The organism is Streptomyces sp. NPDC054863 (assembly GCF_053610825.1).
In genome coordinates this window covers 1-21,001 of the sequence record NZ_JBSGZD010000034.1, presented here as the reverse complement: position 1 = coordinate 21,001, position 21,001 = coordinate 1, and the positions used below count along the sequence as shown (strand labels likewise).

The following is a 21,001-nucleotide window of genomic DNA, read 5'->3' as shown; positions in this document are numbered from 1 at the left end:
GACGGGGGCTCGTCCGTGACGCAGATCAAATCAGTGATCTACTCGTCGTGACGTGGTGGAGGGGGCTTCGCTGGTGGCCCCGGTAGTGGATGTGGTGGTGGCAGTGGGGCGGGGCTTGCGGGTCGCGGTGCTGGGTGGTGGCGTGGCGGGATTGACGGCGGCGATGGAGCTGGCGGAGCGCGGCTTCGAGGTGACGGTGGTGGAGCCCGCCGACTGGGGTGGCAAGGCCCGCAGTGCGTGGGTGCCGGGAACAGGGAGCGGCGGGCGGTTAGACCTGCCCAGTGAGCACGGGTTCCGGTTCTTTCCCGGGTTCTACCGGAGTCTGCCGGACACTCTGCGCCGTATCCCGGTCGACGGCAGCACGGAAGGTGTGGCGGGGAACCTGCGGGAGGCGACACAGATGCTTTCCGCGCGCTCGGGGCGCGTGGGGGAGCGGGTCACGGATGTGTCCGTGGCTGCCGGTGCCCGTACTCCGATGGAGTTCCTGCGTGCTGTCGGGCTGGAAGCGGGTGGCAGGGGGCTGACGAGCGAGGAACTGCTGTACTTCGCGAACCGGATGCTCGTCTACATGACGAGCAGTGACGAGCGGCGGCTGGGCCAGTGGGAGGCGGCCTCGTGGTGGGACTTCGCCGCGGCCGACGGAGCCTCCGAGGAGTACGTCAAGGCGTGTGTGGTGGGCGCGACCCGCACAGTCGTCGCGGCACGCGCAGAGGTCTGCAGCGCGCACACGGTCGGCGGGTTCCTGGAGGCATTCAGTTACGGGTTCCTCGGCCGGGGCGAAGAACTGCAGCCGGCCGACCGGGTGCTCAACGGCCCCACCAGTACCGCCTGGATCGACCCGTGGATCCGGCATCTGAGGTCGCTGGGAGTGCGGCTGGAACTGGGCTGGGGGGTCGAGAGGCTCTCCCTGAGCGGCCGCCGTGTCACCGGGGCCGAAGTGCGCGGCCCGCACGGCCGGCGGCGGGAGCTGGAAGCTGACTGGTATGTCTGCGCGCTGCCGGTCCATCGCGTCGGCGCCCTGCTGGACCGCGGTCTGGCGGAAGCTGACGCCGAGCTCAAGAGCGTGGCGGGCCTGCACACGGACTGGATGGTCGGCATGCAGTTCTACCTCACCCAGCCCGTGCCGGTCACCCATGGCCATGTCCTGTTCCTGGACTCGCCATGGGCGCTCACCTCGATCAGCCAGGCCCAGTTCTGGGACGGCGACTTCACGGCCACCTACGGCGACGGAACGGTGGCCGACTGCCTGTCGGTGGACATCTCCTCCTGGGACACCCCGGGCATCCTGTACGGCAAGCCGGCCCGTGAGTGCAGCCGTGCGCAGATCGCGGCCGAGGTCTGGGCGCAGCTGTGCGAGGGGCTCAACGGAGCTGGTCAAACCCGCCTGCATGACGGGTTGTTGCACTGCTGGGAGCTGGATCCGGCGATACGGAACCTGGACGAGCCGGGGCCGGCCGTCAATGACGAGCCGCTGCTGATCAACACCACCGGTTCCTGGGCGGCGCGCCCGCGGGCGGTGACGGCGGCGGAGAACCTGTTCATGGCCGGGGACTACGTGCGCTCCCCGGTGAACCTGGCGACGATGGAAGGCGCGAACCAGGCCGCCCGCCTCGCCGTGAACGCCCTGCTGGAGGCGGCTGGCGGCACCGGGGCTCCCGCGCTCGTACACACCCTGCATCAGCCGGGGGAACTGCGCAGGCTCAAGGAGGTGGACGCAGAGCTGTTCGAGCAGGGTCGCGCTCACATCATGGACGGACCGCCGCCGTGGGCGGTCAGTGCGCGCGTCTGACGACGACCGTGCACAGCGCTTCGAGGTCGACGAGAGCTGCGGGTACTGCTGCGAGGCGGTGCAGCCGGTCGCGTGCGGCAGTCGCGTGCTGGGCGGCGCGGTCTTTGGTCCAGCGCCGTCCGCCCGCCTCCTCGACCAGGCGGGCGAGGTCGGCCGGATCGCTTTCGGACCGTGAGTAGAGGCGGTCGAGTTCGTCACCGGCCGGAGTCTCGGACGTCAGCGCGGCAACCACGGGCACCGACATCTTGCGGCTCCGCAGGTCGTTGAATACGGGCTTTCCGGTCACCGCCGGGTCGCCCCAGATACCGAGCAGGTCGTCCACGAGCTGGAAGGCCATACCGAGATCGTGCCCGAACTTAGCCCACTGATCGGTTGCAGCCGGGTCCGCGCCACCGTAGAGGGCACCCAACTTGCAGGCGCAGTCGAACAGCGAGGCTGTCTTGCCCGAGACCATCTCCAGGCACTCGGCCAAGGCCACCTGGCTCCGGCCTTCGAAGACCAGGTCGAGGCTCTCGCCGACGGCCAGTTGGATCAGCACGTCCAGCAAGGCGGCCGACGCCTCACGAACCACCGGCTCGTCGCCGGTCTCCGAGAGTATGTCGAACGCGGTCAGCATCAGGGCGTCCGCGGAGCGGGCGGCGGACGACGGGCCGAAGACCTGCCACGCGGCCGCCCGGTGGCGCCGCACCGTGTCACCGTCCAGAACATCGTCGTAGAGAAGCGACAGGTTGTGCACCATCTCCACTGCCACGGCCGCTGGCACCGCCTGCCGGTCCACACCTCCGACCGCACGCGCACACGCCAGCGTCAGGGCAGCACGCACGTACTTACCGCCTTGGCGTACGCCCTGCCCCGACCAGCCGAACTGATAGGCGGCAACCTCCGCGGCGGGCCCCTGAAGCGATCCCACCCACCGCCGCAGTTGCCCCTCGCAAGCATCGCCCGCGCTGCGCAGTACCTCATCGACCGTGTCCACGGTGAAGTCCCCCTGTCGTCAGCTCCACACGACATCATGCACCGTGCACCGAGTGGCGGGAGACCACCCGTAGTCCGGGTGTGTCCGGTAATCGGCTGATCCTTTTCCTGTGGGTTCAGTTGGTTGCCGGGGCGAGCCGAGGGAGATCGATGACTTCTCGGCCGAGTGCGGAGCGATACGCCCGCACTGGGATCGCCTTGGTGAAGTCAGCGGCTACGGCACGGAGTACGTCACCGAATGCTTCAACAAGATCGTTGCCGCCTCCGTACGCGCCAAAGCCGAAGGCGGCGGTGTCATCGTCTGCTGGGCTTGATCTTTACCCTCGGGCGTCGTGGGGTCGGCTTGCTGAGTCGGCTTGCTGAGTCGGCGACCCGCGAGGCCTTGACCGAGGTCGAACGGGTGGGGAGGATGGGAGCCGGGAGGGTACTCACCGTTGGTGATCCGAACACCCCCACGCGGGTGGGGAGGACCGGCCCACGCTCGGCGTGATCATGCCGCCGCCCGGAACACCCCCACGCCGACCGCTCCGCCCACACGCTCCGTGACACCGGCGGTAGGGGTACCTGTTCGCCGGCACCTGGGAGCCTGCCCGGGCGGGTCTGGGTGGCTCCCGCACATCCTCCGCTGCCCGGTCCACCGGACCGCTGCAGTAACGAGTTGGTGCGTGATAGCGGGTGAGCCGTCTTTGTCCTGCCCACGGCTTGCTTCAAGTCATGCCCGACAGTCGGAGATGAGGCTGACGACGGCACGGTAGGTATCGGGAAGCCGGTCGTGCCGGTGAGTCCATCGGCGGAGTTGCTTCCAGGACTTGTGGTGAGCGAGGGCGTGTTCGACGGTGATCCGGTCGGACGGGTGCGCGTGTCGGTCGTGGTCCCACTGTTCAATCCTGCGTGCAGGCACACCGGGACGTGGTTTGCGAGGCGGAGTGATGGCTTGTCCGGGGTGGTCGCGGCTCAGGCCCAGATATCCGTCGTCCAGGAGCACTTCGACCTCGCCGAAGTGCTCGAAACAGCCGGTGATGCCCGCGGCGCGGGCAGCCGTTGCGTCGTGCATCCGCTCCGGCCTGAGGGCATCCGCCCACAAGGTGCGGCCACGCCAGTCGGCAATGACGGTGGCCTTCATGGTGTTCTGCTTCTTCTTCCCCGAGACGAAAGCGCGCCGGCCGCCACGTCCGGCGGCGGGTCGGCGGACCTGGACCTCCGTGGCATCCAGGCGGAGCTCGATGCCTTCGGCCTGCGCATAGGCGAACACGTCCTGAAGAGTCCGAAGACGCAGTCCAGGACGGTCGGGAACGGCGCATCCCCGCTGAGCGAGCAGCGTGCGTACCTCGCCGATACCGCGGGTGACCGTCGACCGGTCGACCGCGAACAACAGGGCCAGCACCGCATGCGGCAGGTCGTGACGCAGATGGATCAGCGTGACGATCACCCGGTCCACGAACACCAGCTGGTACCGGGCGCCTGCACCCGGTGCACGCCTCCTGCGCCCACCACGAACTTGATAGCGCCGCCCCTCCTCAGCAGCCGTCCACGGACTGGACAACTCCGCAACCAGGGCAGCCAGATGCTCTATCGAGACGCCCGTAAACAGGGGATGCGCCAAGAGTGCACGATCGACCATGCCCTTCATCACCAGAGCATGCCCACCCGCTATCACGCACCAACTCGTAAGCAGTCGCGCTCGACTCGACTGTCTCCGAGGGGAGTTGACACCGGACGACCCCCGTCGGTTCCACTGAAGGGTGTTGCACATTGGTGCTCTCGCCCGCTGGGTGCCGCTTGCCGCCTTGGTGGCCGACGGTGGCGGTGGCGCACAGCCGATGGGTCCCGTGGCCGTGTCAGGCGGGCGGGTCGGTGGGTGGGTGGTGTTGCTGGGTGTCGGTGTGGAGGTAGTGGGCGAGGGCCGGGGCGCCCCGGCCTATTTCGACGAGCTCCAGGAGCAGGTTGTCGGAGGTGCGGTGGTAGCAGACGCCGGGTTCGGTGTCGTCCGCGAGGACGGCCGCTGAGGCTTCCAGGGGGAATCCGGCCGCTGTGATGCGCGCGGACTCCGCTGCCACGTCGGCGGTCCAGAAGCCGACGTGGTGCAGGCCGGGCTTTGACCACACGCTCCCCGGGAGGAGTTCGAGGAGTTCCAGGTAGGGCGGTCCCTGCCGGGAGTAGGTCATCAGCGGGCCGGAGCCCGGGGTGTGGGTTCCGGCGACCTGGTGTCCGCTGCGGAACACGGGCAGCCAGCGCATACCGATGAGTTCGGTCATGGCCCGGTCGAGGTCTTCCACGACCACGCCGAGGTGGTAGTCCGGGGTGACGATGGGCATCGTCTTCTCCCTTCCTGCGGGGTGTGCTTCCACCATGGGGCCGACGTGCGCCTGCCCGCGCGGCGACATGCGGCCCCTGCTTTTGCCGACAAGCGGCGAGGGGAGCAGCCCCGCCACCCGGAGGACAGGGCGCCTGCGGTGGCTGCACCCCTGGCCAGAGGGCGTGCCGCTCGCGACATGGCTCCCGTGTGCCGTGCGGTGTTCCGGCACAGTGGCACCTCTGCCCCCGCCGTTCGGCGGGGGAGGGTTCAGGACGTTCGGCGGATGTCGGCGACCGGGCCCGCTCTCGCATGATCATGTCAACCGGGCGGTCCTGGTCCGTGCCGGTGTGACCCGAGGGACGCAGTGAACAAGATCAAAGTTGTTGCCGCGCTGGTGCTCGCCACGAGCGTGTTCGGAGCGGTACCGGCCCACGCCGTGGATCCGCGGCAGGAGTACAACATCTCGAAGTGCTACTTCGACAAGCGGGAGACGAACAAGGCGAAGTACTGCAAGGCGCTGGAGGGTCGGCCGATGACGAAGACGGCGAAGGACTGCCTGCTGCGGGCCGGTGTCGGCAGCGCCGCGGCCCTGATCGTGGGCCGGGTCAACAAGAAGGTCGCGCGGGAGATCGCTGTGAACACGGTGGCGGCCGGTGCCACCGGCTGCATCACCGCGCTGCTCAAGTGAAAGGAACCACCGCTATGGTGTCCAGAATCATCACCGTCGCCGTGGCGTTCACCGTGCTCGTGCTTGCCGACAGATTCCTGATCGGACCGTACTGGGGTGAACTCCTCGCCACCGCGGTCGTCGCCGGAGCCATGACGTACGCCCTCGGCAGGATCGACAAGCACAAGAAGCACCCGAGGGACGGCACGGCGCCCCGCCGCTGACCCGCCGCACACTCCGGTCCCGCGCTGCCCCGCCACCCCACGGGCAGCGCGAGACCGGGAGCGGGTGAACCGCTGCCGTGTCGCCCCAAGGACACCGACGGACCGTGCCCCTGGTCTCGCAGTGCGCAGACAGATAAAGGCCTGCTCGGGCCATGTGCTGGCGGACGGCCCGCTACCTTGTCGCACGGCTCGCTTCCGCATCCCCTCCGCGGGATCGGCGACGGCAGGCGAATCTGCGGACCCCCGCGCCCAGAGGCCCGCGCAGCCCCTTGTTTCCCCTTGCGCCCCACTGGGAACACATACTCAGGGGGCACGTGGTGGGAGCACCCATGATCGAAGTTGTAGTCGTCGACGACGAACCGCTGGTCAGGACTGGGCTGGGCCACGTACTGGCCGTGGCCGACGACATCAAGGCCACCGCCCTCCTGCCCGTCCGCGAGGCAGCGGAGAGGCTCACGGAGTACCAGCCCCAGGTGGTCTTCCTCGACTGCTGCCCCGAGGAGACGCCCGCCCTCCAGCACGCCCTGGACCGTATGCCCGTCAGGCCTGCGGTCTGTGTCCTCTCCCGAAAACCGGACGAGGACCTCGCCGCCTTCGCCCTGGGGCACGGTGCCCGCGGATACGTCCTGAAGACCATCGCCCCCGACCGCTACGCACCACTGGCGCGGTTCATCGCCGGCGGGTGGACGATGATCTCCGCCGAGATCAGCCGCACCTTCATCGGCGAATTCCTTGCCCACACCGCCCGCCGCACAGACACCGAACTGGTAGAACGACTGACAGCCCGGGAACGCGCCGTACTGGTGCTGATGGCGGCGGGCCTCTCCAACGCAGAGATCGGCCGACGCCTCCACCTCGCCCACGGCACCGTCAAGGACCACGTCGGCACGGTCCTGAGCAAGCTGGAAGCAACGGGGCGGGTCCAGGCGGCACTCCGCGCGGAGCGAGCAGGCCTCCTTCTCGGTACAAACCTGCCGTGAAGCCGCCCGTTGGCGCGCTCCACCTCGCCCCGGACCACGCCCACGAAACTCCGAAGCACGACGAGGCACCACCGGTCCCAGCGGGGTCCTTTTCCCCGTACGGGGAAAGGAGACGACCTTGCACGTTGTTCGCGAGCGAGGTGTGCGCCGCTGGGCGAGTTCCACACCGGAGCCGCTGGGCTTCCGAAGCACAGGATGCTGCAGGCGAGTTGGAGGAGCACCAGGCGGAGGTTGGCGCGTACCTCATAGCGGGTTCGTAGTCGCTCGGACTGATGGAGCCAGGCGAAGGACCGCTCGACGACCCACATGGTCTGGCCAGGCAGGCACGGCGCGCTGTGCTTTGCGGGTGATCGTCGGTGTGAGGCCGCAAGCCTGCTGGAGGCGACGAGGTCTCGTAGTCGTAGCGCCGGTCGGCGAACGACCGGACGGCTGAGGGAGCGCGGAGGTGCAGGGGGTGTCGGTGAATGCGCGGAGTGTGCCACCGGCCGTATGGGTGACGTGCGGGACAGTAGAACGGTTGGTGTAGGGGCATGGCGTACGTGCCGCATTTTTCCCTGTCGGTGTCCCGGGTGAGGCTGTTTGTTTCTGTCCCCCGGTTTCGGGGTTGCCCGGCCGGTGCTGTCCTGTCGGGCGGGTTGTTCCTGGCCGGATCTACGGCGAGGACCACGATCATCCCCGGCCCGGTCCCAAGCCCGGCCGGGTACATGTCGAACTGGTCGGCGGCCCGCTGGACGGCCTGTTGCTCGACATCACCGGCTGGAGCGCGGACGCGATCGACGTCGGGGTTGCGTTGATGGCCGAGCCCGGGCGGCCGGGCCCTGTACGACCCGCGCCCCGGTGAGCGGAACCGCTGGGACTGGTCCGGCGACACCCCCCCCTGATCAGCAGCCGGTGGTGATGGGGGTCTGGGTGGGAGTCGTTTCGCGGTGTGTGGGTGTCCTTTGACAGCGAAGTTGGTCCAGGGCGCCACCCTGACCTGGAGCGACTGGGTTCGCTGTCAACCGCCTCAGTCGGATGACGGAGGACGGTTGGGGAGTTGCTGAGCGCGTAGGGGCGTGATCAATCGCGATGGTTTTGATGTCGCGTCTCGGCCATCGGCTTCTTCGGGATCGTGCCTGAGCGCAGGCACCACCGAGAATCCATGATTCTCTGAATTCAGATTTCTGTGTACTCTCAGAGGGTGCTGACTCTCGCCCATGACATTGAGGTGCTGGCCCGGTTCGGCCGCGCGCTCGCCGATCCGATCCGCTGCCGTGTCCTGCTCGCCTTGCGCGATGCTCCCGCCTACCCCGCCGATCTTGCCGACGCGATCGGTGTCTCCCGCACCCGGCTGTCGAACCACCTGGCGTGCCTGCGCGACTGCGGCCTGGTCGTCGCTGTGCCCGACGGCCGGCGCACCCGCTACGAGCTGGCCGACGAACGCCTCGGGCACGCGCTCGACGAGCTGCGCACCGCCGTCGTCGCCGTCGAGGAGGACAAGACCTGCCCGGACGCGGAGACGAAGGGCTGCTGCTGAGATGGCCGTGACATCCCTCGGGCCCACCCCGGCCCGCCGCGACATCCTCGCCAAGCGCATACGGCTGCTGGTCGCCGTCACCATCGCCTACAACGTCATCGAAGCTGTCGTCGCCCTCACCGCGGGAACGCTCGCCTCCTCCACCGCGCTCATCGGCTTCGGCCTGGACTCCGTCATTGAGGTCTCCTCCGCCGCTGCGGTCGCCTGGCAGTTCTCCGCCCGAGACCATGCCGTACGGGAGGCTCGCGAGAAGACCACCCTGCGGATCATCGCCGTCTCCTTCTTCGCGCTCGCCGCCTACGTCAGCACCGACGCCGTCCGCGCCCTGTCCGGCACCGGCGAGGCCGACCGCTCCATCCCCGGCATCGTCATTGCCGCCCTGTCGCTGGCGATCATGCCGTTCCTGTCCGCCGCTCAACGCAAGGCCGGTCGCGAACTCGGCTCTGCCAGCGCGGTCGCGGACTCCCAGCAGACCCTGCTGTGCACCTACCTCTCCGCCGTCCTCCTGGCCGGCCTCGTCCTCAACGCCACCCTGGGCTGGTCGTGGGCCGACCCGATCGCCGCCCTGGTCATCGCCGTGATCGCGGTGAAGGAAGGCCGCGACGCCTGGCAGGGCAAGGGCTGCTGCGCCGCCCCCGCCGCGACGACGCCCCCGGCCGGCGACGACTCCTGCGGTTGCCTCCCGGGATGCGGGTGCTGCCACTGAACCAACAGACACCAGGGCAGGCCATTGCGCTGGCTGCACCCCAGAAGCCACCTCACAGTCCCGCCGCAAGCCCCCGACTGACGTCACATCAAACCGACACCGCTGACTCGGCCAGGACGCGGCACCCCCTCCCACCGCGAAACGGCCAGGCGCCGTTGCCCGCAGCGTTGTGGGTCACGTCGCGCTTCACCCCGGACGTTCACACCGGTCCGCCCACGGTCGGAGGGATGAATCGCGTCGCGCCCGCCACCGGCGTGCCGACTTCTCCATGCGCGGAGGCAGCGGTGCGGGCCCGCCGCATGCCGGTGAGATGATCCGGCTCGTGGTGCCGCGGGACCCGGGCGGCCACTTCCGATCATCCCGGCTGTTCTCCTACCTTCGGACGTAGGGCAGTTAGGCCCCGCGTCCACGTCCCCGGGCTCCCAGCCCCCGAGCCGTGACCGACTCCACCGCGTGTTGGCGATTCGCGAGGCGGGGCGGCTCGTTGATCAGAGTGTGACTGTGCCTTCGTCTTCGCCACGTGCCTGCCGTGTATCGGCGCTGGCTGACACCGCCACCGTCGCGGCCTGCCAGCTTGATGCAGCCTGGAGTTGGCCGGCTGGCCGGACGCGACCGGGATCGCCGTGGACGATGCCCTGGCGGGGATCGACGTCCTGGCCGTCGCCCTCGCCCGGCTCGGACCGGAAGTCGAACAGCTCCTCGCTCCAGTCCGGGCCGCAACAGTCGGCCTCCGTGAGCACTTGGACCTCCTGACCCCAGCGGACGACGTGCCCGCGGCACCCGAGGCCGGACCCGAGCAGGCAGTGATGCCGCCGGCCTCAGCTGGCCTGACGGGCGAACCGCCAGTGCTCCCGGCAGCGCCCGAGGTGGCGGTGATGTCATCGGCCTCAGCCGCACCGACGGGCGAGCCGCGTGTGCTCCTGGTTCAGCGGGCCGTGCGGCCGAGCCGACGGGGGCTCGGCCCAATGGGTCGCGGAGTCCTGGCTGGACAGGAACTGAGCATGGAGAGGGAGCGGTCTGACCGGCCCGACCGATGACGATAGGGCGTTGACGACGTAGACCGGCGTCGCACCGGCGGGCACACACGGAACCTCGCATGGGTCCGGCGGCTGATTGTCAGTGGCCGACCGTACGCTGACATGCTTCGCCCTTGCAGACCGGAGCACCGCCGTGCGTCCCGCCAGTTTCCAGCAGCTCCTCCTCGACGTCCTTGCGCAGACTCCTGACCTCACGCAGGTCGAGGCGTGGACCGAGGACGGCCAGCCGCACGGTGTGCACCTCACGGCCAGCACGGGGGCGCAGGTGTGGGCGGCGGTCAGCGCGCCGGGAGCCCGTACGGACGGCGAGGAGGTTCCGGTCCTCGGGGAGCCCCCGGCCGACGTGCCGGTGCCCGATCTGTACGCGGACGGGAAGGTCACGCCGACGGTGCTGGAAAGGTATCTCGCGGCCGTGCTAGGGAACTCCGGACGCCGGGAGATCGAGCGGGCCTACGCCTACTCCGAGGGCCGGGATGTCCAGCATCCCGGGATCGGCGTCCGCTCGTCACATGCCGACGCTGTGGCCTGCGGCTCTCGGCCTTTCTCAGGTCGATGGCCCTGCTTTAGTCTCAGGAGCGTGGCCATTTCCTGCCTCGGCCAGTCTTCTTTGATCCGCACCATTGCTGACCCGTCCTCCGGGGTGGGACTGTGGCTGGCATGGCCGACACCCGCTCGCGGCGGTACGAGGCAGCCGCCCGAAGAATGTTCTGGTCCGGCATCGTCCTGTTGCTGCTGGGCCTGGCCGCTCTCGCGGCCGCGCGGACGGACGGCGCCCGCCCGTGGGTGTGTGACCCGGGCTGCCGCCCGGCGGAGAGTACGGCGTGGGAGATCGTCAGAACGCTCGGTGCGGTGGGCGCGGGCCTGGGCGCGCTGCTTGGGGCCGTCGCCGTGCTCATGGCTACCCTCCGCCGCCCACCGGCCCCTCCGCTGGCGAGCAATCCTTCAGCCGGGTCAAGTAACTCCAGGCCGGAGTAGTGCCTCCTCTGTGACATCGGAACGCCCGCTATCGGGTCGCCGAACTCAGCGAACCGATGGACACTGTTGTCCACGACAAGTCCTGGATGATTGATTCCAAGGGGTCCTGGGCTGCGCGTTGAGGCACTGAACAGCAAGAACGCGGATTCCTGTGGCAGTTGTCGGCAGCAGGGGGACGGGCATCGGCAGCAGACTGTGTAGGGCCGCTTCCGGAGCTTGGAGTTGGACGCGACCGGAACGGCTGTCCACCGCGATCTTGGCCGAGGCCGAGGCGGCCGGAGCGGTCGGGGGCATGGTTCTGTCGACCTGAACGCGGGGTCGGCTGCGGCATGGCGAAAGCCCGGGCGTGGGCTCGCCCGGGCCGGAGTTCCCCGCCGTATCGGCTGGGAAAACCGCTGTCGGGCGAATGGATCATGGTGGTAGAACTACCGCCGTGCACAAGACTCTGGAGTTTCCCGATCTGCTGCAGCTGATCGACGAACGTTCAACCGCCTTCCGTGCCGCGATAGCCGTCGCGCCCAGCCTCGACCTGCCCGTACCGACCTGCCCCGAGTGGACGCTGTTCGACCTGGTGCAGCACATCGGCGAGGGCCGCCGTCGCTGGGCCGCCACCGTCGCCGCCGGGCCAAACGCCACGTCCAGGACCCCGGTCCAGGGTGACGCGGTCGCGCCGTGGGAGCGCGAGGCCGTGCTGGCCTGGCTGGCCGCCTCGACCGAGCTGATGCTGGCGGCCCTGCGGGAGGCCGGTCCGGACCAGGGCTGCTTCACCGGCTGGGGTGTCACGCAGACGCCGCACACCGCCGGTGGCGTCGCCCGGCACCAAGTCCACGAGATCGCGGTGCACACCTACGATGTCCAGCTCACCGTGGGCGACTCGGCCTCGCTGCCTGTCGAAGTGGCGCTCGACGGTGTCGAGGACAGCCTGTTCATCGCCAGCTTCACGAGGAGTGCCTGGCCACACAAGCCCACGGCCTTCGACTTTCACGCCACCGAGGGGCGCTCCTGGCGCCTCACGGTCGACGGCGACGGTGCACGCACCACCCGGCTGCCCGCGAACGGCGAGGCCCCGGAAGCGGCAGGCCTCTCCATTTGCGGCACGGCCAGTGAACTGGTCCTCTGGCGGTACGACCGCATTCCGCTGGACGCCCTGCGACTCGACGGGGACCCGGAGCTGCTCGACCTGCTCTACGCCTGGGAACCGGAGGACTGGGCGTGACGACAGGACACCGCACACACCTGTCGCGGACTCGCGAACGGACCCGCGCCGAACATCCAGATGATTGGTTCCCAGGTCAGTGGTCCCTACCTTGTTGATCGGGACGAGCGAGCCATTCGTAGGGTTGGCTCGCCCAGGGGTGTCGGGTGTGGCTTTCAGTGGTCTGCCGTCCGGGGCTTCTTACGATTCGCCGCCCGACACCCCGCGACGACTCGGCTGCTGATTAGGAATTGCGATCCGATCGCTGAGTAGGGACTCGCCAGCGATGTTTGTCTGTGGTGCAGGCAAAGCAAGCGATCCGTGGAGAGTGCGCGTGACAGCGATCTGGGCCGGTACCGACGCCGGTAAGCACCATCACCACTGCACTGCGTGGTGGTCGACGACACCGGCAAGCGGCTGCTGTCGCGACGGGTAGCCAACGACGAGCCGGAGCTGCTGCTCCTCCTGGCCGATGTCCGCACCCTGGGCGACGAGGTCACCTGGGGCATCGACCTGGCCGACGGCGGTTCCGCCCTGCAGACCGACCTGCTGCTCCATCACGGCCAGCACATGCTCTACATCCCCGGCATGGCCGTCAATCAGGCATCCGAGGGCTACCGGGGCGAAGGCAAGGCCGATGCCAAGGACGCCGCTGTCATCGCCGATCAGGCCCGGATCCGGCGGGACCTGCAAACCCCGCGGCCCGGGGACGAATTGGTCACCGAGCTGAAGATCCTCACCGTTCACCGACGTGACCTCACCGACGACCGCACCCGCGCGATCAACCGGCTCACCCTCTCTGCGCGAGGTGGCGCTCCAGCGGGGTGCGGTAGTGCGGGGTGATGCGCAGGTCTCCGAGCCAGGCGGACAACTCCCGCGCTCGGGCGTCCACGGCGCGGCGGGCGCCCGTCCCCGGGTCGGTGAGGAGGTGCGTTCTGATGGAGCCGGTGGGGTGCTGGGTCCAGGCGCCGATGATGCGGCCGTCGGCCCAGACGGTGGGGCCGATGTTGCCGTTGCGGTCGTAGAGCTCGCCGATGTGGGCGGGGTCGAGGTGGAAGTCGCGGTGGCGCCAGCCCATGGCGGTGGGGTCCAGGCCGGGCAGCAGCGCCACCCACGGTTCCGGGGCGGCGACCGGCTCCAGGTCTTCGGGCAGGAGGAATCCGGCGCCTTCGTCGAGGCTGACGGTGTGGGCGCCGGTGGCGGCGATGGCTTTGCGGGTGTCGGTGAGGGTCCAGCCGGTCCACCACTTGAGGTCGTCGGTGCTGACCGGGCCGAAGGCGGCCAGCTAGCGGCGGGCCAGCTCTGCTTTGGCCGTCGCGGTCTCCCACGCTTGGGCGGCGTCGGCGAGCGGGGAGAGGCTCCACCGGAACTGGTTGGAGTTGAAGCGGCCGTTGGGGCGTCCGCGGCGGATGCGTCCCTCGGCGGCCAGGACCCGCAGGATGCGCGAGGAGACCGCCTGGCGGGCCTCGTACGGCTTGCCCGGTGCGACGGTCACCTGCTCACGCAACGCCGGAAAATCCGCCGCGAGCTGGGCGGCGCTCGCCTCTCCGCGGAGGGCGAGCGCGGCCAGGAGGTCGGCTTCGACCGCGGCATACCGCTCCGCGCTCCACTCGGCGCCGTCGCGGAGGTAGACCGCGCAGGCCGCCCGTTCCTTGACGGCGATGGCCCGTCCGGTGGACGCCTCGATGACCGGGGCGAGGTCGGCGGGGACGACGAACATGGTGCGGCGCATGCACAGCATCCGCTCCAGGCTCCGCTCCTCGTACAGCGCCTTCTCCATGGCCGTGATGTCGGGTGCGCTGGTGCGGGCGGCGGCGGCCAGGAACACGGTGGAGGGGTCGGTGGCGTGCAGGCCGATCAGCGCCTGGGCGACGTCCGGCATCCGTGTGGCGTGGTGCGAGGGTGCCAGGAGGTGGCGGATGCCCAGGCGGGCGCGGCGTTCTTCCGCGCTGACGTGGCGGCGGGAGCCGTTCATGCGTCCGCGCCCGATTCGGCCGGTGTGGCCGGAGTGAGGGCGGGGTTGGGGGTGAGGATGCGGCGCAGGATCGCTTCGACGTCGTCGCGGGTGGGCGGGCGGCTGTTGGCAAGGCCGCGCAGGGTGATGCCGTTGGTCGCGGCGGCGACGGCGGCGGCGGTGACCGGGTCGGTGTACTTCGCGCAGGCGCGGATGTTGAGCTCGGTGTACTGATCGGCGACCTGCCGCAGTTCGGGGCGGCGCAGGGCGGCGAGGTAGAGCTCGAACTCCATCACGCTCTGCCCGCGGCCCTCCGCGGTGAAGCTGCCCATCAGGGCGTCGGCGAGGAGGACGGCGTACTGCTCGGGGGCCAGGTTGGGGCGCTGGGCGGTCCAGGTGTCGAGGTAGGCGCCGAAGCGGTCGACGGCGCGCTGCAGGGCCGCCTTGATGAGGTCCTCGCGGGTCGCGAAGTGGTACGTCGTCGCCCCCAGGGGGACGCCCGCCTCTTCGGCGACGGCCCGGTGGGTGAGCCCCTCGATGCCCTTGGTGGCGATGACCCGCTCGGTGGCGGTGACGATCTCCTCGATCCGCCGCTGGGGATCCCTGCGCCGGCGCGGTGCGTCGTTGTCGGCCATCAGCGAGGACCTCCCGGAGCGGACGCAGGTTGGGGCGGGGTGGTGTCCATGAGGTTCTCCAGGTCGGGGGAAAGGGGCGCGTCCTGCATTTTAGTACGGACGTACGGGAATGACAGGGGTGGCACTGAACCACCAGGTGCCCGGTTCTACCGCCTCGCGGAAGGCCCCGCGAACTGGCTGTTTCCGGTGATCGACGGCACTTTGGGCCGGTTTCCTGTGGTGGGGGTGCGGGGCGGGGCGGCGTGGCCAACGATGGATTTGTCCGTTTGCTCCCACCTGTTCGGATCAGTACAGTACAAATGTATCGTTCGAGTCGGGGGGTACCGACCAGCACCAGGAGCACCCGTGCAGACCGCCAACTTCACCGCCTGTCTCGCCGTCCGCGACGTCACCGAGACCCTGGACTTCTACGAGAGTCTTGGCTTCACCGTCGGCCGCGAGAGCGTCGCCCGGGACCACCCGATCCACCTGATCTTCAACGGCGACGCGATGGCGTTCATGATCCAGCCCGCCGACAGCGTCCGGGAGTTCATCCCGCAGACCGCCGCCGAGCTGGGTGCCTCCGGGTTCTTCTACCTCAACGCCCCCGACTTCGACGCCGCGGTCGCCCGCGTCCGCGACAAGGTCGAGGTCCTCAAGGAAGCCAGCGACGGCGGTTTCCGGATGCTCTACTTCCGCGACCCCAACGGCTACGCCATGGCGCTCAGCGCCCCCGCCGCCTGACCCGCCTCCGGCCGACCCCGTACGCGAAGGAGAACCCCATGAAGACCAGCGGAATCGCCCCTTGCCTGGGCGCGAAGGACACCGCCGCGACCGTCGCCTTCTACGAGCAGCTCGGCTTCCAGACGGCGCCGGGCAGCGACAACCCCGAGGACGACATCCGCATGCTCCTGTGGAAGGACGCCTTCGCGTTCATGGTCTACAACGCCGACAACCTGCGGCAGTGGCTCCCACAGCTCAAGGACACTCCCACGGGCGCGTTCGGCATGTTCTACCTGAACGTCCCCGACTTCGACGACTACACCGCGAAGATCCGCCCGCTGGTCGACGTCGTCAAGGAGCACACCGATGAGCACGCCCGGCTCTTCTACTTCCAGGACCCCGACGGCTACATCATCGGCGTCGCCGAAGAACAGGACTGGTGAGCCCCTCAGGCTCCCCTCCCGCCCCGACTGCGCCGGACCTCCGACACGCCCGCGGCGACCCGGCACGGGTCACCGCCTCCCCGCAGCACCAAACCGAAGGAAGACACCCATGCGAACCACATCTCGCTCGTCGACTTCACCGTCAAGGACCCGCAGACCGCCCGGGAGTTCTACACCGGCGTCTTCGACCTCGAACTGAAAATGGAGATGCCCGACTACCCCCTCTTCAGCTCCACCGACGGCCCCGACATCGGCCTCATCAAGGACGGCGCGGACAAGGGCGGCCCCGCCGACGGCGTCAACACCATCGGCAGCCCCACCACCGTCTTCACCATCGACGACATCGACGCCACCCTCGCCAAGGTCGCCTCCCTCGGCGGCAAGACCGTCGTCACCAAGACCGAGATCACCCCCGGCATCGGCCACTACGCCTACTTCGCCGACCCCGACGGCAACTTCATCGGCCTCACTCAGAAGCCCCCCGGGAGCGGAGACCGGCACAGGCAACGACCGTGTCCGCGCGGCGAGGCAGGATCGCGGCGAGCCCAGGGCCGCTCCCATAGGTGCGGCCGGCACCGTGGGCTACCTGGGAACGCCAAGCTCAAGCGCGAAGACAGCCTCGATGCCCTCGCGGTGGTTACGAACCCAGACGAGCCGGATGTCGTAGGCGTTGACCGCCTGGATCGGATGCCACCTCCGCGCGGTAGACGGCATCCGACTGGCCGGGCGCCGGAACCAGCTACACGCTCTGGGTGAGCAGACCGGCGTTGATGACCTCAGCGATAAGGGTGGCGCCGCGGCTGTTCTGGTGGATGTGGTCGGTCGTGAGCACGAGACCTCGTCGCCGCGAGATCGTGTCGAGGCTGCGGCGCAGCACTGCGTGCTGGACGAGGACGCCGACGACCCCTGCGGGCGTCACCTCCCGGTATGCAATCGGCGGCGGGTCCGCCCGGCGCAGTTCCTTCGTCTGGCGTTCGTGGAGCGGAAGGTAGGTCACCTCATTGGTGGCGGCGACCTCGGCGATCATCCGGCTGTACGACTGCGATGCCTGTGCCGCTGCTCCGTCGAGTTGTTGGCCGAGTACGGGCAGCGACAGCAGACCGATCGTCGCGTCGGTCTCCGCTCGCAGCCGTGCGACGACGGCTCCCAGGCACTGCTGGAACCAGCCGGCCGACGGGCGGTCGGAGAGCTGTTTGCGCTTCATGGCCTGCTCGACGGGATAGCCGGCAAGGCTCGCTCGGGCGTCGTTGGTCCCGATCAACACGATGATCACATCAGGTGGGTTCGTGACGACAGCATCGAGGCGCTGCAAGAGGTTGTAGGCAAAGTCGCCGTTGGCGCCGAAACGGGCAAGCTGCACGTCACCGGGAGGGTGGCGTCGTCCGAGAAGTTCCAGGTAGTCGACGCTGAACTGCGCGCGGGTGAGGCTGTCGCCGAGGCACGCGATGCGTGTCGTCATGGCGCTTCCTCCGGGCTGGGCGTGCCGACGCGTTCGGTCGGGCGGATGTCGCTCCGAGGACGGTGGACGGTGCCGAGAGTCGCAGTGATGGCCAGGATGGACGTCGGCCCCTCCGTGTCGACCACGTGCCATACCCCGGCCGGGTTGACGGTGGCCTCGCCCGGCCCGAGCAGAACCCGGTCATGCGCCCCGTCCACGTCACGGGTGACCGTCACGGATCCGCTGAGGCAAACGACCAGTTCGTCGCCTGCGGGGTGGCTTTCCCAATGGTCGCCGAGCCCGTCGCCGTCGAAGAGCATCACCATCCGGCCCTCGGCGCCGTCTGCCGCGACCGCGGCGCTGTAGTCCTGGAGCACATCCGGGTCCCAGGTGAAGCCCTCGACGGGGTTCGCTCTCGATCCCAGACCGAGGTGCACGGGGGTGGTCCGCAGGTCCACGGCATTGTGTTCGTGGTTGACGAGTCTCATGCCGACGATCGTCCACGACAGCGATCGGTCGGTCTTGAAGAAAAGGGAAGAGAAGCCGACGCGACGGGCAGACGATTGGCGGCTACCCAGCCCCGAGGAGGACTTCGCTGCGGCGCCAAGCCGTCGGCGACCGACCCGTGAACTCGCGCCAGTCCCGGACGAGATGAGCCTGGTCGGCGTAGCCGGAGACGGTTGCCACATCGCCCCACGGGAACGGGTCCTGCGCCACCGCCAGTTCGTGCGCGTGCTCGAAGCGCAGGACTCGGGCGAAGGTCTTCGGCGACAGGCCCACCTCACCGCGAAATCGCTCGGTGAGGTACCGACGGCTCCAGCCGAGTTCCGCGGCGACCGCCCCCACCTGGACGCAACCTCGCGCGGCGACGAGGCGGCGCCACGCCTCGGCCACCTCGGGGCGCACTCCGCGCACATGGTCGCCACAGGCGTCACGGCCGACAGCTCGGAGCAGCAGTTCGTCCAGCGCGGTGAACCGTTCCGCCCATGTTGTCGCCGATCGGAGCCGGTCGACCAGCTCGACGGCAATCGTCCCGAGGAGCTCGTCAAGTGGGACCAGTCGGTGGGCGAGCTCGGCGGCGGGCATGCCGTAGATGGCCCGGGCCCCGAGTGGTGTCAGCGATACCTGAACACCTTGCTGGCGTCCGTCGTGGTGAATCGCGACGGACCGGCACATCAGACCGCCGGCCACGCTGCCGAACCGGTTGACCGGTGACCCGTCGTCAACGCCCGCCGCCACCTCCAGAGGATCTGACAGGCTGATCACCGCAGTGAGCGCGCGGCTCGGGGGTCCGCAGTGCACCCCCGTCGGGAGGCCGCGGAGGTCGAAGCCGACATACGAGTTGACGTACTGCCGCAAGGCGGGCGCCGGACGTGCACCGATCCCGGTGGCCGTGTGGTCCTCCATTTTCGTCAGTGTACGAGCCGCCCAACCCAGGAAGATCACCAGCCAAGGACTGATCACCGCCGTGTGCGGCGGGTGACGATCCTGCTGGCTCAAAGGCCGCACGGATAGGTGTGGTGCTCTTGCAGGTGCTGCTCGGCTGCGTGCTCTACATCTGGTTCGTGAAGCCGTAGTGGTGATGCGGATCGAAGCCGAAGAGACGGCACCGTCGTCACAGTGAGGGCCACCTCATGCCGATGAACGGGACGGGTACAACGGCGGCACGACGCCCTTCGCGCAACGCGCTTCATTCATTCGCACCATCGGCGTGCAGCATCCAAACTGCTTCTGCGATTTGGTGTCGCAGTACCACTACGGCACCCGCTACTCCGGGACGGTCCCCGCCCGCGAGGACCACCGCTGAGCCCTCGGGCCGTAACGCCACAACGGCAGGCGCAGCATCCACCTGGTTCGCTACCGCTTCTTCGGTCCCGAGCACATCGTGCTGGAGAAGGTGGTCTCCGTATCCGGCCGTTCTGCGGCTCCCAGGGCGGTGCGCCAACATCCTGCGGAGACGCCGGGGCTGCGTACGGTGGCCGGAGCGGGCGCGGAACTGGACCAGGCCGTCGACGAGGTGCTGCGCGGGCTCAGTGACGGCTTTCACGTCTGTCCAGCGCAAGTAGTGCGTTGCGTACCAGCGGCCGCGGAACTTCGGCTGTGTCTGCCCCCTCCCCAGCAGACCAAGCTGCTCGTCCACCTGAAGGCCGACCCCAGCACGCCGACCTCCTCCCGGGATACACGCAGGACGTGCCAGGGCTCGGCCACCACGGCACCGGCCAGCCGGACCCGGGCCGGAGCCACTGAGTCGCTGCCCGGGCGGTACCGATCTCCCAGGGCGCGCCGGTCCGTGCCCGAGCCGGCTCGATGGGCGGCTGTGACCAGCCCTTTCGTACGGCTTTCGGGCCTGTCGTGTAATGGTTGTAGTGCCTTGCACAGTTACATCAGTGTGTCTGCATGCCTGCTTCGATACTCGGTGCCCCGGGGCGTCTGTCCCTGCGGCACAAGGTGACCCCTGGCGGTGCGCAGCTGTCGTTCCCCTGCGGGAGGGATGCGCGGTGACCGGTCGCCTGGGGACGCCTGCTGGATCGCCCATCCTGGAGATGGCCCGCCGCGCGGCCGAGCATCGCGCGCAGAGTCGTCACACCGTCGATCTCACGCTCGGTGAGCCAGATTTCGCCCGGCCCGGCCATGTCATTGCCGCGGCCCAGGAGGCGGCCAGCCGTGTGCTGGGCCACAGCCCCGCCAACACCTGCCCGAACTGCGCCGGGCCGTGCGGCACGCGGTGGAGCGGGATCGCGGACTGGAGTACGCGGACGCCCAGGTGGCGGTGGGCTGCGGCACGAAGCAGGTCATCTTCAACGCGTTCTTCGCCACCCTTCGCCCGGGGACGAGGTGATCGTCCCGGCGCCGTAGTGGGCGAGCTATCCCGCCATGATCCGCCTGTGCGGCGGGCTGCCGGTGGTCGCCGACTGCCCGGCCGAGTCCAGCTTCCGCCTCAGGTCGGGCCGGCGCCCGCATGACGGATGCCTTCCAGGTCCCGGTCAGCAGGAACACCCTGCTGCGGCTGATCACCTCGTTTCCCGATCCTTCCAGCGCCGCACCCCGTGTGGTCGGCTGGACGAACACGCCCAGCGCAAGGGCCGCATCTACGGAACCGTGCTCGTCGACGTGGAAACCCGTCGACCGGTCGACCTCCTTCCCGACCGGGAGGCCGACACGCTCGCGGCCTGGCTCGTCGAGCGTCCCGGTATCGAGATCTTCTGCCGCGACCGGGCCACGTTCTTCGCCGAAGGCGCCACCTGCGGTGCTCCGCAGGCTCTCCAGGCCGCCGACCGATGGCACCTCTGGCACAACCTGAGCGAAGCCGCCGAAAAATGCGTCTACCGGCACCGCGGCTGCTTGCGACCCATACCGTCATCCCCGACGACGAACTGCTGCCGGTCGAGGTCGGCGGCACCGCCGAACTGACCGAGGGCCAGGGTGCAGGCCAGAGCGAGGACAAACGACGCGCCTACGACTGCTGATC

Annotated in this window: 22 protein-coding genes and 3 pseudogenes; 15 read left to right on the top strand and 10 right to left on the bottom strand. The window is 69.1% G+C overall.

Features of this window, described 5'->3' with window-relative positions; all coding sequences use genetic code 11:
* The first annotated feature begins 73 nt into the window (after positions 1-73).
* A complete protein-coding gene (locus ACWGIG_RS09635; RefSeq protein WP_453320980.1) occupies positions 74-1,789 on the top strand; it encodes a hydroxysqualene dehydroxylase in 1,716 nt (571 codons plus the stop codon).
* Here ACWGIG_RS09635 and ACWGIG_RS09630 read toward each other — a convergent pair.
* From ACWGIG_RS09630 to ACWGIG_RS09620, 3 genes are all read right to left on the bottom strand, one after another.
* Entirely contained in the window at positions 1,773-2,765 is a 993-nt protein-coding gene (locus ACWGIG_RS09630) for a polyprenyl synthetase family protein (RefSeq protein ID WP_453320979.1), read from the bottom strand. The two genes, ACWGIG_RS09635 and ACWGIG_RS09630, sit on opposite strands and share 17 nt — an antisense overlap.
* Before the next feature lie 711 nt (positions 2,766-3,476).
* Complete coding sequence (locus ACWGIG_RS09625) at positions 3,477-4,385, bottom strand: transposase family protein (RefSeq protein ID WP_453321006.1); 909 nt, start codon at positions 4,383-4,385, stop codon at positions 3,477-3,479.
* Positions 4,386-4,602: 217 nt separating this feature from the next.
* Complete coding sequence (locus tag ACWGIG_RS09620) at positions 4,603-5,079, bottom strand: VOC family protein (protein WP_453320978.1); 477 nt, start codon at positions 5,077-5,079, stop codon at positions 4,603-4,605.
* A gap of 345 nt (positions 5,080-5,424) precedes the next feature.
* On the opposite strand from ACWGIG_RS09620, the gene ACWGIG_RS09615 reads away from it, so the two are divergent.
* The 6 genes and pseudogenes from ACWGIG_RS09615 to ACWGIG_RS09590 all read left to right on the top strand — a co-directional run bounded on the left by ACWGIG_RS09615 (position 5,425) and on the right by ACWGIG_RS09590 (position 9,153).
* Complete coding sequence (locus ACWGIG_RS09615) at positions 5,425-5,748, top strand: hypothetical protein (RefSeq protein WP_453320977.1); 324 nt, start codon at positions 5,425-5,427, stop codon at positions 5,746-5,748.
* Between the two features lie 14 nt (positions 5,749-5,762).
* Entirely contained in the window at positions 5,763-5,951 is a 189-nt protein-coding gene (locus ACWGIG_RS09610) for a hypothetical protein (protein ID WP_453320976.1), read from the top strand.
* A gap of 329 nt (positions 5,952-6,280) precedes the next feature.
* Positions 6,281-6,931: a response regulator transcription factor gene (locus ACWGIG_RS09605; protein ID WP_453320975.1), complete on the top strand. Its 651-nt coding sequence runs from the start codon at positions 6,281-6,283 to the stop codon at positions 6,929-6,931.
* 604 nt (positions 6,932-7,535) lie between these two features.
* Positions 7,536-7,812, top strand: a pseudogene (locus ACWGIG_RS09600) (hypothetical protein).
* A gap of 299 nt (positions 7,813-8,111) precedes the next feature.
* Positions 8,112-8,447, top strand: coding sequence for an ArsR/SmtB family transcription factor (locus ACWGIG_RS09595; RefSeq protein ID WP_453320974.1), 336 nt, complete (start codon positions 8,112-8,114; stop codon positions 8,445-8,447).
* A gap of 1 nt (position 8,448) precedes the next feature.
* The gene (locus ACWGIG_RS09590) at positions 8,449-9,153 is read left to right on the top strand and encodes a cation transporter (RefSeq protein ID WP_453320973.1); all 705 of its coding nucleotides are present in this window, start codon (positions 8,449-8,451) and stop codon (positions 9,151-9,153) included.
* 488 nt (positions 9,154-9,641) lie between these two features.
* Here ACWGIG_RS09590 and ACWGIG_RS09585 read toward each other — a convergent pair whose 3' ends face one another.
* Positions 9,642-9,893 (bottom strand): hypothetical protein, encoded by a 252-nt coding sequence (locus ACWGIG_RS09585; RefSeq protein ID WP_453320972.1) that lies wholly within the window; start codon positions 9,891-9,893, stop codon positions 9,642-9,644.
* A 376-nt stretch (positions 9,894-10,269) separates the two neighbouring features.
* Positions 10,270-10,422 (bottom strand): hypothetical protein, encoded by a 153-nt coding sequence (locus ACWGIG_RS09580; protein WP_453320971.1) that lies wholly within the window; start codon positions 10,420-10,422, stop codon positions 10,270-10,272.
* 425 nt (positions 10,423-10,847) lie between these two features.
* Between ACWGIG_RS09580 and ACWGIG_RS09575 the strand changes: the two genes are divergently transcribed.
* The 3 genes and pseudogenes from ACWGIG_RS09575 to ACWGIG_RS09565 all read left to right on the top strand — a co-directional run.
* On the top strand, positions 10,848-11,165 hold the full coding sequence (locus ACWGIG_RS09575; protein ID WP_453320970.1) for a hypothetical protein: 318 nt from the start codon (positions 10,848-10,850) through the stop codon (positions 11,163-11,165).
* Positions 11,166-11,598: 433 nt separating this feature from the next.
* A complete protein-coding gene (locus ACWGIG_RS09570; protein ID WP_453320969.1) occupies positions 11,599-12,381 on the top strand; it encodes a maleylpyruvate isomerase family mycothiol-dependent enzyme in 783 nt (260 codons plus the stop codon).
* A gap of 313 nt (positions 12,382-12,694) precedes the next feature.
* Positions 12,695-13,170: pseudogene (locus tag ACWGIG_RS09565) on the top strand (IS110 family transposase); the annotation flags it as partial.
* Here the strand turns inward: ACWGIG_RS09565 and ACWGIG_RS09560 are convergent.
* Positions 13,151-14,242: pseudogene (locus ACWGIG_RS09560) on the bottom strand (winged helix DNA-binding domain-containing protein). The pseudogenes ACWGIG_RS09565 and ACWGIG_RS09560 overlap by 20 nt on opposite strands.
* 89 nt (positions 14,243-14,331) lie before the next feature.
* Positions 14,332-14,949, bottom strand: coding sequence for a TetR/AcrR family transcriptional regulator (locus tag ACWGIG_RS09555; RefSeq protein WP_453320968.1), 618 nt, complete (start codon positions 14,947-14,949; stop codon positions 14,332-14,334).
* A 345-nt stretch (positions 14,950-15,294) separates the two neighbouring features.
* Here ACWGIG_RS09555 and ACWGIG_RS09550 point away from each other — a divergent pair, with 345 nt between their 5' ends.
* From ACWGIG_RS09550 to ACWGIG_RS09540, 3 genes are read left to right on the top strand one after another with little or no spacing between them, the layout of a single operon-like run.
* Positions 15,295-15,672 (top strand): VOC family protein, encoded by a 378-nt coding sequence (locus ACWGIG_RS09550; RefSeq protein WP_453320967.1) that lies wholly within the window; start codon positions 15,295-15,297, stop codon positions 15,670-15,672.
* A 38-nt stretch (positions 15,673-15,710) separates the two neighbouring features.
* Positions 15,711-16,094, top strand: coding sequence for a VOC family protein (locus ACWGIG_RS09545; RefSeq protein ID WP_453320966.1), 384 nt, complete (start codon positions 15,711-15,713; stop codon positions 16,092-16,094).
* A gap of 27 nt (positions 16,095-16,121) precedes the next feature.
* On the top strand, positions 16,122-16,850 hold the full coding sequence (locus ACWGIG_RS09540; RefSeq protein ID WP_453321005.1) for a VOC family protein: 729 nt from the start codon (positions 16,122-16,124) through the stop codon (positions 16,848-16,850).
* Here ACWGIG_RS09540 and ACWGIG_RS09535 read toward each other — a convergent pair.
* From ACWGIG_RS09535 to ACWGIG_RS09525, 3 genes are all read right to left on the bottom strand, one after another.
* Entirely contained in the window at positions 16,834-17,553 is a 720-nt protein-coding gene (locus tag ACWGIG_RS09535) for an SGNH/GDSL hydrolase family protein (RefSeq protein ID WP_453320965.1), read from the bottom strand. The genes ACWGIG_RS09540 and ACWGIG_RS09535 overlap by 17 nt on opposite strands.
* Positions 17,550-18,020 (bottom strand): cupin domain-containing protein, encoded by a 471-nt coding sequence (locus tag ACWGIG_RS09530; RefSeq protein ID WP_453320964.1) that lies wholly within the window; start codon positions 18,018-18,020, stop codon positions 17,550-17,552. The genes ACWGIG_RS09535 and ACWGIG_RS09530 overlap by 4 nt, the downstream gene beginning before the upstream one ends.
* Before the next feature lie 82 nt (positions 18,021-18,102).
* Entirely contained in the window at positions 18,103-18,939 is an 837-nt protein-coding gene (locus ACWGIG_RS09525; RefSeq protein ID WP_453320963.1) for a helix-turn-helix domain-containing protein, read from the bottom strand.
* A gap of 1,467 nt (positions 18,940-20,406) precedes the next feature.
* Here ACWGIG_RS09525 and ACWGIG_RS09520 point away from each other — a divergent pair.
* The gene (locus ACWGIG_RS09520; protein WP_453320962.1) at positions 20,407-20,943 is read left to right on the top strand and encodes an ISL3 family transposase; all 537 of its coding nucleotides are present in this window, start codon (positions 20,407-20,409) and stop codon (positions 20,941-20,943) included.
* A complete protein-coding gene (locus ACWGIG_RS09515; protein ID WP_453321004.1) occupies positions 20,907-20,999 on the top strand; it encodes an albusnodin family lasso peptide in 93 nt (30 codons plus the stop codon). The genes ACWGIG_RS09520 and ACWGIG_RS09515 overlap by 37 nt, the downstream gene beginning before the upstream one ends.
* Positions 21,000-21,001: the final 2 nt, after the last annotated feature.

Excerpts from the sequence above, each read along its gene's own strand:
- ACWGIG_RS09625 (WP_453321006.1), bottom strand. The coding sequence starts at position 4,385 with ATGGTCGATCGTGCACTCTTGGCGCATCCCCTGTTTACGGGCGTCTCG.
- ACWGIG_RS09620 (WP_453320978.1), bottom strand. The coding sequence starts at position 5,079 with ATGCCCATCGTCACCCCGGACTACCACCTCGGCGTGGTCGTGGAAGAC.
- ACWGIG_RS09610 (WP_453320976.1), top strand. The coding sequence starts at position 5,763 with ATGGTGTCCAGAATCATCACCGTCGCCGTGGCGTTCACCGTGCTCGTG.
- ACWGIG_RS09605 (WP_453320975.1), top strand. The coding sequence starts at position 6,281 with ATGATCGAAGTTGTAGTCGTCGACGACGAACCGCTGGTCAGGACTGGG.
- ACWGIG_RS09590 (WP_453320973.1), top strand. The coding sequence starts at position 8,449 with ATGGCCGTGACATCCCTCGGGCCCACCCCGGCCCGCCGCGACATCCTC.
- ACWGIG_RS09575 (WP_453320970.1), top strand. The coding sequence starts at position 10,848 with ATGGCCGACACCCGCTCGCGGCGGTACGAGGCAGCCGCCCGAAGAATG.
- ACWGIG_RS09555 (WP_453320968.1), bottom strand. The coding sequence starts at position 14,949 with ATGGCCGACAACGACGCACCGCGCCGGCGCAGGGATCCCCAGCGGCGG.
- ACWGIG_RS09545 (WP_453320966.1), top strand. The coding sequence starts at position 15,711 with ATGAAGACCAGCGGAATCGCCCCTTGCCTGGGCGCGAAGGACACCGCC.
- ACWGIG_RS09535 (WP_453320965.1), bottom strand. The coding sequence starts at position 17,553 with ATGACGACACGCATCGCGTGCCTCGGCGACAGCCTCACCCGCGCGCAG.
- ACWGIG_RS09530 (WP_453320964.1), bottom strand. The coding sequence starts at position 18,020 with ATGAGACTCGTCAACCACGAACACAATGCCGTGGACCTGCGGACCACC.
- ACWGIG_RS09525 (WP_453320963.1), bottom strand. The coding sequence starts at position 18,939 with ATGGAGGACCACACGGCCACCGGGATCGGTGCACGTCCGGCGCCCGCC.
- ACWGIG_RS09520 (WP_453320962.1), top strand. The coding sequence starts at position 20,407 with ATGATCCGCCTGTGCGGCGGGCTGCCGGTGGTCGCCGACTGCCCGGCC.